General features: G+C 33.2%; 14 protein-coding genes and 1 other RNA gene. 5 read left to right on the top strand and 10 right to left on the bottom strand.

Annotation, left to right across the window (positions count from 1 at the left end):
* Positions 1-104: 104 nt before the first annotated feature.
* Positions 105-683, bottom strand: a complete 579-nt coding sequence (locus AC1RPG_RS05165) for a TMEM175 family protein (protein ID WP_409022266.1) — start codon at positions 681-683, stop codon at positions 105-107.
* Between the two features lie 249 nt (positions 684-932).
* Here AC1RPG_RS05165 and AC1RPG_RS05160 point away from each other — a divergent pair, with 249 nt between their 5' ends.
* Complete coding sequence (locus AC1RPG_RS05160) at positions 933-1,229, top strand: bacteriocin immunity protein (protein ID WP_481761412.1); 297 nt, start codon at positions 933-935, stop codon at positions 1,227-1,229.
* Positions 1,230-1,561: 332 nt separating this feature from the next.
* Here the strand turns inward: AC1RPG_RS05160 and ssrA are convergent.
* Positions 1,562-1,932: a transfer-messenger RNA gene (ssrA, locus tag AC1RPG_RS05155) on the bottom strand.
* 124 nt (positions 1,933-2,056) lie between these two features.
* Here ssrA and AC1RPG_RS05150 point away from each other — a divergent pair.
* Positions 2,057-2,686, top strand: coding sequence for an NAD(P)-dependent oxidoreductase (locus tag AC1RPG_RS05150; RefSeq protein ID WP_481761413.1), 630 nt, complete (start codon positions 2,057-2,059; stop codon positions 2,684-2,686).
* A 97-nt stretch (positions 2,687-2,783) separates the two neighbouring features.
* Here AC1RPG_RS05150 and AC1RPG_RS05145 read toward each other — a convergent pair whose 3' ends face one another.
* The 4 genes from AC1RPG_RS05145 to AC1RPG_RS05130 all read right to left on the bottom strand — a co-directional run bounded on the left by AC1RPG_RS05145 (position 2,784) and on the right by AC1RPG_RS05130 (position 6,316).
* Positions 2,784-3,590, bottom strand: a complete 807-nt coding sequence (locus tag AC1RPG_RS05145; protein ID WP_409022263.1) for a Cof-type HAD-IIB family hydrolase — start codon at positions 3,588-3,590, stop codon at positions 2,784-2,786.
* 101 nt (positions 3,591-3,691) lie between these two features.
* The gene (locus AC1RPG_RS05140; protein ID WP_481761414.1) at positions 3,692-4,498 is read right to left on the bottom strand and encodes a Cof-type HAD-IIB family hydrolase; all 807 of its coding nucleotides are present in this window, start codon (positions 4,496-4,498) and stop codon (positions 3,692-3,694) included.
* A 33-nt stretch (positions 4,499-4,531) separates the two neighbouring features.
* Positions 4,532-4,810 carry a hypothetical protein gene (locus AC1RPG_RS05135; protein WP_409022261.1) on the bottom strand — a complete coding sequence of 93 codons (279 nt, stop codon included), beginning with the start codon at positions 4,808-4,810 and terminating at the stop codon, positions 4,532-4,534.
* A 123-nt stretch (positions 4,811-4,933) separates the two neighbouring features.
* The gene (locus AC1RPG_RS05130; RefSeq protein WP_481761415.1) at positions 4,934-6,316 is read right to left on the bottom strand and encodes a L,D-transpeptidase family protein; all 1,383 of its coding nucleotides are present in this window, start codon (positions 6,314-6,316) and stop codon (positions 4,934-4,936) included.
* Positions 6,317-6,756: 440 nt separating this feature from the next.
* Between AC1RPG_RS05130 and trpX the strand changes: the two genes are divergently transcribed.
* From trpX to AC1RPG_RS05115, 3 genes are read left to right on the top strand one after another with little or no spacing between them, the layout of a single operon-like run.
* Positions 6,757-7,758 carry a tryptophan ABC transporter substrate-binding protein gene (gene trpX / locus AC1RPG_RS05125; RefSeq protein ID WP_481761416.1) on the top strand — a complete coding sequence of 334 codons (1,002 nt, stop codon included), beginning with the start codon at positions 6,757-6,759 and terminating at the stop codon, positions 7,756-7,758.
* On the top strand, positions 7,755-8,648 hold the full coding sequence (locus AC1RPG_RS05120; protein WP_481761417.1) for an ABC transporter permease: 894 nt from the start codon (positions 7,755-7,757) through the stop codon (positions 8,646-8,648). The genes trpX and AC1RPG_RS05120 overlap by 4 nt, the downstream gene beginning before the upstream one ends.
* Complete coding sequence (locus AC1RPG_RS05115) at positions 8,645-9,415, top strand: ABC transporter ATP-binding protein (protein WP_481761418.1); 771 nt, start codon at positions 8,645-8,647, stop codon at positions 9,413-9,415. The genes AC1RPG_RS05120 and AC1RPG_RS05115 overlap by 4 nt, the downstream gene beginning before the upstream one ends.
* A 36-nt stretch (positions 9,416-9,451) precedes the next feature.
* Here AC1RPG_RS05115 and AC1RPG_RS05110 read toward each other — a convergent pair whose 3' ends face one another.
* The 4 genes from AC1RPG_RS05110 to AC1RPG_RS05095 all read right to left on the bottom strand — a co-directional run bounded on the left by AC1RPG_RS05110 (position 9,452) and on the right by AC1RPG_RS05095 (position 12,759).
* Positions 9,452-10,618 (bottom strand): MDR family MFS transporter, encoded by a 1,167-nt coding sequence (locus AC1RPG_RS05110; protein WP_481761419.1) that lies wholly within the window; start codon positions 10,616-10,618, stop codon positions 9,452-9,454.
* Positions 10,619-10,645: 27 nt separating this feature from the next.
* Positions 10,646-11,920, bottom strand: coding sequence for a cation:dicarboxylate symporter family transporter (locus AC1RPG_RS05105; RefSeq protein WP_481761420.1), 1,275 nt, complete (start codon positions 11,918-11,920; stop codon positions 10,646-10,648).
* Between the two features lie 141 nt (positions 11,921-12,061).
* The gene (locus AC1RPG_RS05100) at positions 12,062-12,544 is read right to left on the bottom strand and encodes a universal stress protein (RefSeq protein ID WP_481761421.1); all 483 of its coding nucleotides are present in this window, start codon (positions 12,542-12,544) and stop codon (positions 12,062-12,064) included.
* 41 nt (positions 12,545-12,585) lie between these two features.
* On the bottom strand, positions 12,586-12,759 hold the full coding sequence (locus AC1RPG_RS05095; protein WP_409022253.1) for a hypothetical protein: 174 nt from the start codon (positions 12,757-12,759) through the stop codon (positions 12,586-12,588).
* Between the last annotated feature and the right edge of the window lie 23 nt (positions 12,760-12,782).

Below are 12,782 nucleotides of genomic sequence, written 5' to 3'. Positions count from 1 at the left end.
GGACATACAAAAATCCCTCCATGATTATCGGATGAAATTATATTATTTCATCTGACAACCATAAAGGGATTATTACACAAGAAATTTCTTGTTGGAACTTTTTTTCATTTGTCTTTATAGAAATTTTCAATTAATCGATTAGGTATAAACCAAATTGATGGTACAATCAGACAAAAAATTAACACCAACTCTGGTTTAATAAATACTGACATCAATCCAATAAGTGAAAAAGATAACGACACCCATGTTTTATTGTCATTTTTAATTGCTTTTGCTAAATTTGATTCAGGCCCATTTGCTCGAAGTAATTCATTAGTTAATACTACATACATAATATTAAATAATAGAAAGACAAGGCCATATAAAAAGGCAGGCGCAAATTTATTATAATGTTCACCAACCCAGCTTGTTGCAAATGGCATGAATGACATTACAAACATAAATCCAGTATTAACAATCAACACCCGCCCATTGATTTTATCCGCCAATTGAAACATGTGATGATGATTATTCCAGGTGACACCAATTAAAAAGAAACTTAATACGTAAGCTAAAAAAGTACTTTGAAGCGGTATTAAATCTGAAAATGTGTCTCCCTCTGGTGCTTTTAACTCTAAAACCATGATTGTCATAATAATAGCAACTACAGCATCTGTGAACGCTTCAACTCTACCTTTTGACATACGAACCCCCTAAATTTTTATAAATTTAGTATTACAAAGATTAGTCATTAAATCAACTAAAAATAATTCCACTTTTTAAAGATAAAATATACTTCCAACAAATATGGCAGGCATAAACTGGTAGGTTAATTTATATTTTAATGATCAACTGGGACCATATTTATCATTTATTATGTTAACTATTTCTCTTTAATTTATATATTTTAATATATTATTAGTTAATACAAATAAATTAAGGAGTTCTAGTCTATGAATAAATTAAAATGGTTTTCCGGCGGAGATGATCGTGGAAAACAGGCCGAACAAATTATTACCGATTTATTAACTGATTTAAGTACAAATAATGGTAATAATACACTTAAAATTACGTTACAAGCTTATCTCGAAGAACTAAAACAAAAACGTTCTTCTGTTCCATTCATTTTAAGTCGCATGAACTTAGATCTTTCTAAAGCCATCAGGAATGATGAACAACCTTTATCTGACAATCAATCTAAAAAATTAAAAGAGTTAACCTCTATCTCCAATATTAGATATGGTTACTAACTATATTCTTTCTTGGTTTATACCTTTATTTTAATATAAAGTTCGTAAAAAACGACTACTTACAAAAATAATCCTTTGTAAATGGTCATTTTTTGTGTCCGTAATTTCTAACAAATTAATTTATTTTTTCATAATAGACCTCTAATTTTATGGCAAAATAAAAAAGATAACTCGTCGAATCAAGTCATCTTTTCATCTGTTATGTTGAATAGGATTGTCAAAAATCACCTTAAAAACACCTTAATTTGCATTCAAACTCATTCAATCTTATTCAAACTTTTAAAATGCAAAAGTGATATTTTATAAGGCTTTTCAACCTTATTCAAACTGTAAAATGGAGATGGCGGGAGTCGAACCCGCGTCCAAGCATATTGCCACTCAAACATCTACGTTCATAGTTATACTATTTAAAATTCGCCAACCGTAGCGCCGTATAACAGGGCTAACACGTCTGACTAACCTGATTAGTCTCTTTTAACTTCTCCAGGTGGAAGAAGTTAACGTAAGTCCACTTAATTTAGGACCCAGATCTAGCACATGGACGATACTAGGAGGATCTACGTTAGAGCGCTATTAAGCAGCTAAAGCGTAAGTATTACTATTATTTTTTGCAGTTATAATTTAACTGAGCGTTTTAACGAAGACGCAAACTTCGAAACGCAATCCAAGCTCAACCTATACCTGTCGAATCCTGAACATCCCCATAACAACTATAAACATACCATATTTATCAGTTAAAATAAAGATGTAACCTGACGACTTATTCTTTGACAAAAAAATGTCATTCAACTATTGTGAAGACAGTTACTTAGAAAGGGAGTTATAAAATGAAAATTGGAATTATTGGTGCAACTGGTAAACAAGGACAATCTACATTAAAAGAGGCAGTTTCTCGTCATTTAGATGTTACTGCTATTATTAGAAATAAAAGCAAATTAACAGAAGATGTTCCTTTTATAGAAAAAGATCTTTTCAAGTTAACAACTGCTGATTTAGAATTATTTGATGTTATTGTAGATGCTTTTAACGCTCCATTTGGTCAAGAAAATCTTCATCAAACATCATTAAAACATTTAACGGATATCTTAGCTGATACTAAGGTTAAGCTCGTTATTGTTGGTGGCGCAAGTAGTCTTTTCGTTGATTCTGAAAAAACACTGTTACTTGGTGATACACCTGACTTCCCTGAAGGTGCTAAAGCAACAGCCAAAAATATGCGTGATGCTTTAGTCACACTCCGTACCGTTTCAAATGTAGATTGGGTCTATATTTCACCAGCTGCATTTTTCAATCCTAGTGGCGAAAAAACAGGCCACTATCAAATTGCCGGTGACGTTTTAACAATGAATTCACAAGGTAATAGTGAAATTAGCTATGCCGACTTCTCTATCGCATTGGTTGATGAAATTGAATCTAATTCACATCATCAAGAACGTTTTAGCGTTGTTTCTAAATAAATTTAATTATCTGCCACTTTCACAAGAAAGTGGTTTTTTTTGTAAAAAAATAAGTGATAATCATCACTTATTTTTACGTCATTATCTAAATTATATTTTAATATTTACCTGCTAAAACGTCATCAATTAAATCTAAGACGCTATCATCTTGATTTGAACCGATACGATGATTTGCCATTTTAGCTGCCATATTTGAAGACTTTTCCATTGCAAAACTTAATGGTGTGTATGCCAACATCTCAGCATCATTATCATTATCTCCAACGGTTACTACTTCATCATCTTTTACATCCCATAATTCTTGCAAAGCATTTAACCCATTTTGTTTTGTTGCCTCTTTAACATTGATATCAATAAATCCAAAACCAGAAACTTTTGCAACTAATGATTCATCAACATTTTCTTTTAATTTAACCGCAAATGTTTTATATTCGTCAATGGGGCCATTAATCGTAACTTTAGAAATAGTTTTTTCAACCTTACTTAAATTAGGGACCTTAATAATGTCTGGATAGTACGTATTAGCCATTTCTACAAAGTTATCAGACTCACTTGCATCAATATACCCACTCTCATCTGTTGATGCTAAGATTCCATAATTTGGCGATACCTTTTGGATATATAAAACTGTTTTTTCAAATACGGCTGGATCAATATTAAATGATCTGATATGGGTGTTGCCATCATAAATAACCGCACCGTTATCTGAAACGTAACCTATTTCACCAGAGATACGTTTAAAAATATCTTTAATTTTCATAACTTGATTTCCACTTGCTACCACGAAATGAATCCCTTTATTTTTTAGTTCAACTAATTGGTGACTAAATCTAACTTCATCAAACGTTTTATTATCTCTTAAAAATGTACCATCTAAATCCACTGCAATTATCTTGACTGTCAAAATTACATTCCTCCGATTATGCTTTAATAACTCTATTATACTGCATAAGTAAACGGATACAAAGAACTAAAAAGAAACGCCCCTTGGAAAAGAACGTTTCTTTACAATTTATGATTTAAAATATCATCAATGCTATCCAAAACACTATCATTTTGATTCAACCCAATGATGTGTTTTGCTGTTTTTTTAGCTAACTTTGATCCGCTAGCCATAGAAAAACTATTCGGCGTGAACGCCAACATTTCTTGATCATTATCATTATCCCCAAATGTCGCAACTTCTTCATCCAAGATTTGCCAACGATTTTGTAGTAAATTTATGCCGTTTTTCTTTGTCGCGTTCACTAAATTAATATCAATATAACCAAATCCAGACGCTTTTGCTTGAAGTTTATTATTCATTTCAGTATTTAATTGTAATGATATTCTTTCATATAACGACACGGGAAAATGACCCGTCAGCATAGAAATTCCTTGATTAAGTGATACCAAATTATCGACTCCGGTTACTTTCGGATAATAATCATTTACATCTTGAATAAATGTATCAGATTCCCGTTTATCATAGAAACCTCCTTGATTATTAACCGCTAATAGTCCTATTTCAGTGAATGTTTCCTTCAAATACTGAATCGTTTCTTGATAGAGACTATTTTCAAAAATGTATTCTTTCAATAACTCTTTTGCATCTTGAATGACTGCTCCATTTTCAGCAACGTAACCAATTTTATCTTTAATTTCTTTAAAATATTGTTCAATGGCTAAGGTTGGATTCCCACTTGCTACCACAAAATGTATTCCCTGTTGTTGCATCCTTTCAAATTGATGCGAAAATCTTTCTTTATCGTATGATTTATCATCCCTTAAAAATGTACCATCTAAATCTACTGCAATTAATTTAATCGTCATCCCTGCCACCTCTAACGTTATTATACATGATTTCTATACATAACTATATTCTTCAAATGGCGTATCAAACCAGTCATAACGCATTATAATTTGCATGACTCGATTCACAGGAATCCACAATCCCGACCGTAAAATATCTTTCATTGTCTCTAGAAATATCTTGTCATTTTTTGTACTATTTGGTTGTTTAATTTTTATAATTTCTGAATTTTCAGTTTTTACAGTAATAATATGATTGTTCAACGCAATGACTTGTGCAGAAACGATATTATCACTTATTAATTTATTATCTTTGTTTTTATCTATTTTCATTTTGTTAAACTTCCTTTCTGGTATAGGTTCATACTACCTTGGCTTTATGACTTATCTATGAAGTTATTAATAATAAATCATTAAAAAAAGCTTAACCAGTTTAAGAACTGATTAAGCCTTAAATTAATAAACAACAACAGGTTCGTTTTGTGAAACGTTCGCAAATAAAGTTGCCATTGCGGCTGGTTTTGTATTAACACAACCACCAGAACCATCTTTAAGATAAGCTGTTTTAGACCAATTTGTTCTCCAACTAGCGTCATGGAAACCAATTCCACTATTTGTGAATTGAGCCCAGTAACTAACTTTGACAGAATAATTAGCTTTACCAACTTCACTACCTTTAAGTATTGATGGCGTTTGTTTGTACATAATATACCAAACACCCTTAGTTGTATCTTCACCAGTACTATGTTTACCAGTTGCAACATCAGTTGTTAAAACAACCTTGCCATTTTTATGGATCCAAACTTTCTGCTGCGCAATTGACACTTCAGCATACGTATCTCCAAGTCCATCATTTGCAGTCGTTGTGTAACCAGTTCCATAAGTATTATAGCCAACACCATATTTATCATTGGTTGCGTCAATAGCTGCAGTACCATCTTCTAACGCTGTCAAAACATGTGTCACTGAGTCATTCATTCCAAGGGCCCAACCATATGATTGTCCACTAACTGGAACAGTACTTCCTGTAGCCGTTTTAAAATTATACTTTTTATTCAATGTTGCTTGTTTCTTATTAATTTCATCTACTTTTGCAGAAATACCACTCGTATCAACAACATATTTACCATCTTCAACAGTTGCTTGCTTAAGAATATCTGCACCCTTCAACGTATACTTCGTTGATTGAACGGTATAAACAGTCTGTCTAGCAGCTAGTGTATCCAATTTTTCAGTATCAGCTTTAACTGTTTTACTGTCAGCAGATAAAGGTTGGAGTTCAGTATCCTTCAACTTCGTAATGCTACTATAGCCAGCCTTATCATAGGCAGCTAAAATTTGCTTAACATTATATTGATTCCCTTTTTTCCCAGGTGTTACTGATACTTTTCCATTTTTTAAAATGGGACTTGCATCAACAGCCACTGTTCTTGTTTTATTTAACTTTGTTAGTTGGGTTTTTAATTGTGCTTTTAATTGATCCTTAACTGTTGTATTCAACTTTTGTGGAACAATCGCATAATTTTTCTTAACATTTGAAGGAAGAATGGTACGTTGCTTCTTCAACAATGCTTTAATCGCTGGCTTATCTTCATCAGTAAAACCAGTTGTTGTATCTTTTGCATCGACTATTTTTGTTTTACCTACATAAATAACATTTTTTGACGTTTCATTTTTTAACTTACTAATAACTTTATCAACACTTAATCCACTGACATCTGTATCATTAATTGTGATGCCTTTATTAAAATGCATACTTTGATTGAAACTTGCTCCACCAAGAATTCCCAAAACTAAAATACTTCCGATACTAATACCAATCTTTAACGATTTTTTCATAGTTTTTCACCTCATATTATGAATTCATAGTGCGCTATTCCCAATAAAAATATCATACCGCACTATGAATGTCGAATCAATTTTGTTGTTTTCTAAATTATACTCTTTATAACTTTTAAAATCTTTTAAATAATATTTGACAATAATATCAGATTTATCTATACTACATTTATCAACTAACTCAGAGAGGAAATCAAGCCTATGACTTATTCACAAGTAAAACTTAATAATCGTTGGCAAAGCCGGTTATTCAGATTGTAGTCTGTTTTTTACAGATATAATCTGTCTATTCAGATTGTATCTGTATATCGGTTTGGTTTCTATAAATCAAAACCCCTGTATGGATATCAGTATATTCATGCGGGGGTTTTGTCTTTCAAGACGGCCCTCGAATCTGAGGACTGTCTTTTTTTATTAAAAATTAAAGGGGTACTTATAAAATGAAACGATTAATTGGAACCATTATTGCGTTATTTTTATTCTTAGTGATTGCTTTTTTCTCAACACTTCAACCAACAACATTTTCAAACGCTAAAGGAGTACCAACAATTGGTATTCTTCAATTAACAACACATCCTGCACTGGATGCGATTCATAAAGGAATTATTGCTGGATTAGAAAAAGAAGGTTACGTACCTGGTAAGTCTGTGAATATTGATTTCCAAAATGCTGAAGCTGATCAAAGTAATTTAAAATCAATGAGTGACAAGTTTAATAATGAAAATGTTAATCTCATGATTGGTATCGCAACACCCTCTGCACAATCTTTAGCTAATGTAACTAAAAAAACACCAATTATTTTAGGTGCCGTTACTGATCCAAAAGGTTCTGGTTTAGTTAGCAACAATCAGAAACCAGGTAATAATATCACCGGTGTTTCTGATCAAGCACCTATTAAAGCACAGTTAGCTTTAATGAAGGAACTAATACCTAATATGAAAACCGTGGGTGTCCTTTACACATCAAGTGACGATTCAGCTACAAAACAGTATCAACAATTTAAATCTGCAGCAATCAAATCAGGCTTAGAAGTTAAATCGGCAACAATTACCTCTACAAATGATGTTGACCAAGTGTCACAATCGCTCGTAGCATCTGTTGATGCCGTTTATGTCCCCACGGATAACACAGTAGCATCAAGTATGCAGACTCTCGTTAAAAATGCGACACAAGCTAAAATTCCAATTTTCCCTGCAGTAGATACAATGGTCAAAAATGGCGGCTTGGCAACTATTAGTATTAACCAATATGATTTAGGTGTAGCCACTGGTAAAATGGCTGCTGCCGTTCTTTCTGGAAAAAGTGTCCCTGCAACAACACCAATTAATTTTGTAAAAAAAGGTGATCTTGTTATTAATTTGAAAACAGCAAAGGCCTTAAATATTACAATTCCACAAGCATTAATTGATCAAGCCAAAAATAAAGGAGAGTTAATCAAATGACAATTATTGTATCTGCTATCGGACAAGGACTCCTATGGGGGGTTTTAGGTCTTGGTCTTTATCTTTCATTTAGAATTTTAGACTTTCCTGATATGACTGTCGAAGGTACTTTTCCAATGGGCGCCAGCGTAACTGTGATTTGTCTAATCCACGGAGTTAACCCGCTTCTGGCCACATTCTTTGCATTTCTAGCAGGGACACTAGCTGGTCTAGCCACCGGGTTACTTTATACAAAAGGTAAAATTCCGATTTTATTAGCTGGAATCCTTGTCATGACAAGTTTATATTCAATTAACCTACGAATTTTAACAAAAGCAAATATCAGTTTACTTGGACAAAATACAATTTTTTCTGCTCACTTTCTAACTAATCTTCCTGCATCTTTTGATTCCGTTGTATTAGGGCTCATTCTGGTTATCATTAGTATTGGCTTACTCGCTTTCTTTTTAAATACCGAATTAGGCCAAGCGTTCATCGCAACCGGTGATAATGAAAAAATGGCCCGCTCACTTGGTATCCAAACCGATCGTATGAAGATTTTAGGACTAATGGTTTCAAATGGCTTCATCGGACTTGCCGGTGGGCTAATCGCGCAAAATAATGGCTATGCTGATATCAGTATGGGTATCGGAACGATTGTCATTGGGCTTGCTGCAATTATTATCGGTGAAGTTGTTTTTGGTAACTTATCATTAACAGCACGTTTGGTTGCCGTTGTCATTGGTAGTATTTTCTACCGATTTGTTATTTTAATTGTATTAACATTAGGCTTTAACGCAAACGATTTAAAATTAATTTCTGCTATTATTTTAGCATTCTGTTTAATGTTACCAACTCTCCGAAAAGCGCTAAGACTAAATACTTTGTTTGAAGGAGGCCATTCAAAATGACTGAACCCATTTTTTCACTTTCCAATATCGTCACTACCGTTAATACCGGTACTTCTGAGGAGCAACAAATCTTAAAAAATTTAAACCTCACCATCAATAAAGGCGATTTTATAACTGTAATTGGTACTAATGGCGCTGGTAAATCGACCCTTTTCAATACAATTGCTGGTAATATTAAACCAACGAGTGGCAAAATTATGTTACGCAATAAAAATATTACGAATGAAAATGATATTAAACGGACAAATTATATTAGTCGTGTTTTTCAAGATCCTAAAATGGGCACAGCACCTAGAATGACAGTCGCTGAAAATCTATTATTAGCCTTAAATCGAGGCAGTCGCCGTCGGTTTAAACCTCGTCATTTAAAACAAAAAATGACGCAATTTCGTGAATTAACCGCAAAGATGCCAAATGGTTTATCAGAACATTTAAATACACCTGCTGGAAACTTGTCTGGTGGTCAACGTCAAACATTAAGTTTTTTAATGGCAACTTTGATTCAACCTGACTTACTGCTACTAGATGAACATACGGCCGCCCTCGACCCCAAAACAAGCCAAGAATTATTAAAATTAACCGCCGAAATTGTTGAACAAGAACAATTATCTTGTCTAATGATTACGCATCACTTAGAGGACGCATTATCATATGGTAATCGAACAATTGTCTTAAATGATGGTCAGATTCAATCTGATTTATCAGGTGAAAAACGTGCCAACCTATCTACGACTGATTTATTAGCCTATTTTAATGATTTAGAATAAAAAATACCACAACCTTATAAAAGTTGTGGTATTTTTTTACGATTTTATATTCGCTTTCTTAGTTGCAATAACAACAACTGCCAAGGCAAGTAAGATTAATAATGTCGAACCAACGAACAAACCGTTGTATGACAATCGTTCAATTACGATTCCACCAACTAATGGTCCTAACGCTTTACCAATAGATGCGGCAATATTAATCGTTCCTTGTGCCTTACCTTCTTGACCTGGCTCGGCCAGTTCATTAATCCATGCCGGAATGGCTGGGAATGCGACCATTTCACCTAACGTCAACAAGACCATTGAAAAGACAAAATGAGAAAAGTCTTTCGCAAAAATAAGTGTTGTAAATGATAACGCAAATAAGCCAACACCCATAATAATTTGTCTAAATAATGACTTAGCAATTGTTCTCGTTACAAGCGTCACTAGTGGTTGTCCAAAAACAATGAGTCCTGCATTAATCGTCCATAATAAACTATATTGACTCAATGGAATATCTAACTTATCCATATAAATTGATAAATTACTTTGCCATTGCTCGTAACTCAACCAAATAACCAGGAATGTTAACCACATTGCGCCGATAATCCAAACTTTGGGATTAACACCAGCTGATTGTTCTGATTTTGTTGGTTTCACTTTTTTTCGTATTGGATCAACTCTATACGCTAAAATAGCAGTAATCAAAAATATTGAATATAAAATTAATGCTGATACAAAGACCATTGTGACACTAACTTCAATCACGTATCCAACTAATAATGTCCCAATAACAATCCCTAAATTTAAAGCTAAATAAAAGAGATTAAAAACATATCGACTATCTTTTCTTCTAATTGTGGCCGCAAATGAATTTAAAATTGTTGCCACAATCCCGTTACCAAGACCCAAAATAACTAGCAAAATTGGGTATGCTGGCCAGCCATGCATGAAAACTAAGCCTAATACGGCCAACCATGCAATTACGATTCCTACCAATGTCGCATAATAAGGCCGCCATTTATCAAATAAATAACCACCAGCATAATTACCAATAATAGTCGCAACTGAGTTTATTAATAGTACAATTCCAGAAAATGTTAAACTTTTACCTAAATAGTTATGCATGTAAATTGTTGTTAACGGCCAGACGAAACTTGAACCTGCGCTACTAATCACTGAACCTATTAACAACCATTTTAATTTAATTTCTTTCGTCATTTTTTTCCGAAAGCCCCCTTTTTAAGGTTACTTAATGTTCAATTTTTCTAAATACTTTTGATTCTTTTCACGATCAAATTCATTTTCTGATTGTGCGATAATAACAGCTGCTAATGAATTACCAACAACATTGACGGTTGTACGACCCATATCTATGATTCTATCAACTCCAGCGATAAAAGCCAACCCCGAAGCAGGAACACCAATAGTTGAGATTGTCGCTAATAGGACGACAAATGATGCACCAGGTACTCCAGCCATCCCTTTAGACGTAATCATTAACACAATCAATAATGTAACTTGTTGTCCAATTGATAAATTAATATGGTATGCCTGTGCCAAAAACAGAGCAGCTATTGACTGATAAATTGCTGATCCATCTAGATTAAATGTATATCCTGTTGGAACAACAAAAGAAACAATTCCCTTTTTAACACCAAAATTTTCCATTTTTTCCATAATTTTAGGCAGTGCTGCTTCAGAACTAGCCGTTGAAAAAGCAAGAATCATTTCATCCTTGATTACCTTTAACAAGACGATTAAATTAATTTTAAATAATTTAGCAACAAGACCCATTACTACAATAACAAAAAATATCATCGTTATATAGGTCACAATAATAAAGAACCCTAATGGTTTTAAAGCAGAAACGCCTAATTGTGCTATTGTGACACCAATTAATGCAAAAACACCGATAGGTGCCAATTTCATTACCCAGTTTGTCACTTTGAACATAACTTCAGATACAGCTGAGAAGAAATCAATAATCGGTTTTCCCTTCTCACCTAGCGTTGCTGTCCCGAGTCCAAATAAAACGGAAAAGAAGATAATAGGCAGCATATCACCTTTAACAAGTGCCTCAAAAATATTAGTTGGCACAATATGCATTAAAATCGTACTCAACCCAGTAGAGGTTGAGTTTTCAGTTGTAACATATTGACTAATATCGACTTTATTTAAAGCTGTAATATCTATAAATTGTCCGGGTTTAGTTAAGTTACCAACAATTAATCCTAATGCAATCGCAATTGTTGTCATAATTTCAAAGTAAATTAATGTTTTTCCACCGATTCTACCTAATTTGTGGATATCTCCCATATTGGCGATTCCGACCACTAGACATGAAACAACAATCGGTAAGACAATCATTTTGATCATATTAATAAAGATGGTTCCCAGCGGTTGAAGTGAGTTAATAATGAGTTTATTTTGATACCCAATAGCACCAATAATAATTCCTAAAATTAATCCAATTAAAATTTGCCACCCAAGACTAATTCGGTACGCTTTATAATATTTCAATTTAACCATCCTCACTATATTTTAATTTACTATGGTTAATCTTATCATATATACGAACAATTATGTTATTTTTTTATTAAAAAAGAGCAAAAAACTGTAAAATGAGTTTTTCGCTCTTTTAACATTCATATTTTTAAAATATTATCTGATGACACTAACGGAACATTGTGCATTTTGAGCCATATAACTAGCTTGAGAGCCAATAAATAATTTCTTTGAATTACTTGGCGTATTCGTTTTTGAACCGCAAATTAGAATATCCGGTTTAAAATCTGGAATAACCTTCTCAACAATTTCAGAACCTGGTCTACCAGCAGAAACAATTGCTTGTACATTTTTAACGCCAAAATCATGCGCCTTATCTACATAGCGTTCGATACTTTCTTCAAGTAATTTTTTATTTTCTTTGATAACAACTGGTGACATAGAATCAAAAATATTCATATCACCTGTCTCTAATATTGAAACAATCCCTAAAGGAATTTGTTGTAACTTAGCTAACGCTACCGCATAATTAAAAGCTAAAATTGATGATTCAGAATCATCCTCATCTATGGCAACTAAAACGCGTTTAAAAGTTACCGGTGTTATGTCAAAGTCCAACTTTTCTAATCTATTATTCATATCGTCACTCCTCACTTGTTTTGTTGCCATTATTGATGATTTTACTTACGCCAGTTACTTGGGCTCCAAAGCTGCCCTTCCATTGAGCCATGCAAGCTCTCAATTTCAACTGACTGATCTTTTAATAGCGCAATTGTAGCTTCAATCAATAATTGGTTTTCTTCTGTTTCAATTTTTTTAAGCTCAGCAATTGTCCAGTCAACATTTCCATCCATTTTAATCACTCCTTTTACTCATA

The organism is Dellaglioa sp. CoH-57-MRSF-18, assembly GCF_056781995.1.
Note: the sequence above shows the minus strand (reverse complement) of the source record. Positions and strands in the feature narration are given on the sequence as shown.

Bases quoted from the DNA above. Each gene is read 5' to 3' on its own strand.
- AC1RPG_RS05165 (WP_409022266.1), bottom strand. From the start codon at position 683: ATGTCAAAAGGTAGAGTTGAAGCGTTCACAGATGCTGTAGTTGCTATT.
- AC1RPG_RS05160 (WP_481761412.1), top strand. From the start codon at position 933: ATGAATAAATTAAAATGGTTTTCCGGCGGAGATGATCGTGGAAAACAG.
- AC1RPG_RS05150 (WP_481761413.1), top strand. From the start codon at position 2,057: ATGAAAATTGGAATTATTGGTGCAACTGGTAAACAAGGACAATCTACA.
- AC1RPG_RS05140 (WP_481761414.1), bottom strand. From the start codon at position 4,498: ATGACGATTAAATTAATTGCAGTAGATTTAGATGGTACATTTTTAAGG.
- AC1RPG_RS05135 (WP_409022261.1), bottom strand. From the start codon at position 4,810: ATGAAAATAGATAAAAACAAAGATAATAAATTAATAAGTGATAATATC.
- AC1RPG_RS05130 (WP_481761415.1), bottom strand. From the start codon at position 6,316: ATGAAAAAATCGTTAAAGATTGGTATTAGTATCGGAAGTATTTTAGTT.
- trpX (WP_481761416.1), top strand. From the start codon at position 6,757: ATGAAACGATTAATTGGAACCATTATTGCGTTATTTTTATTCTTAGTG.
- AC1RPG_RS05120 (WP_481761417.1), top strand. From the start codon at position 7,755: ATGACAATTATTGTATCTGCTATCGGACAAGGACTCCTATGGGGGGTT.
- AC1RPG_RS05115 (WP_481761418.1), top strand. From the start codon at position 8,645: ATGACTGAACCCATTTTTTCACTTTCCAATATCGTCACTACCGTTAAT.
- AC1RPG_RS05110 (WP_481761419.1), bottom strand. From the start codon at position 10,618: ATGACGAAAGAAATTAAATTAAAATGGTTGTTAATAGGTTCAGTGATT.
- AC1RPG_RS05100 (WP_481761421.1), bottom strand. From the start codon at position 12,544: ATGAATAATAGATTAGAAAAGTTGGACTTTGACATAACACCGGTAACT.
- AC1RPG_RS05095 (WP_409022253.1), bottom strand. From the start codon at position 12,759: ATGGATGGAAATGTTGACTGGACAATTGCTGAGCTTAAAAAAATTGAA.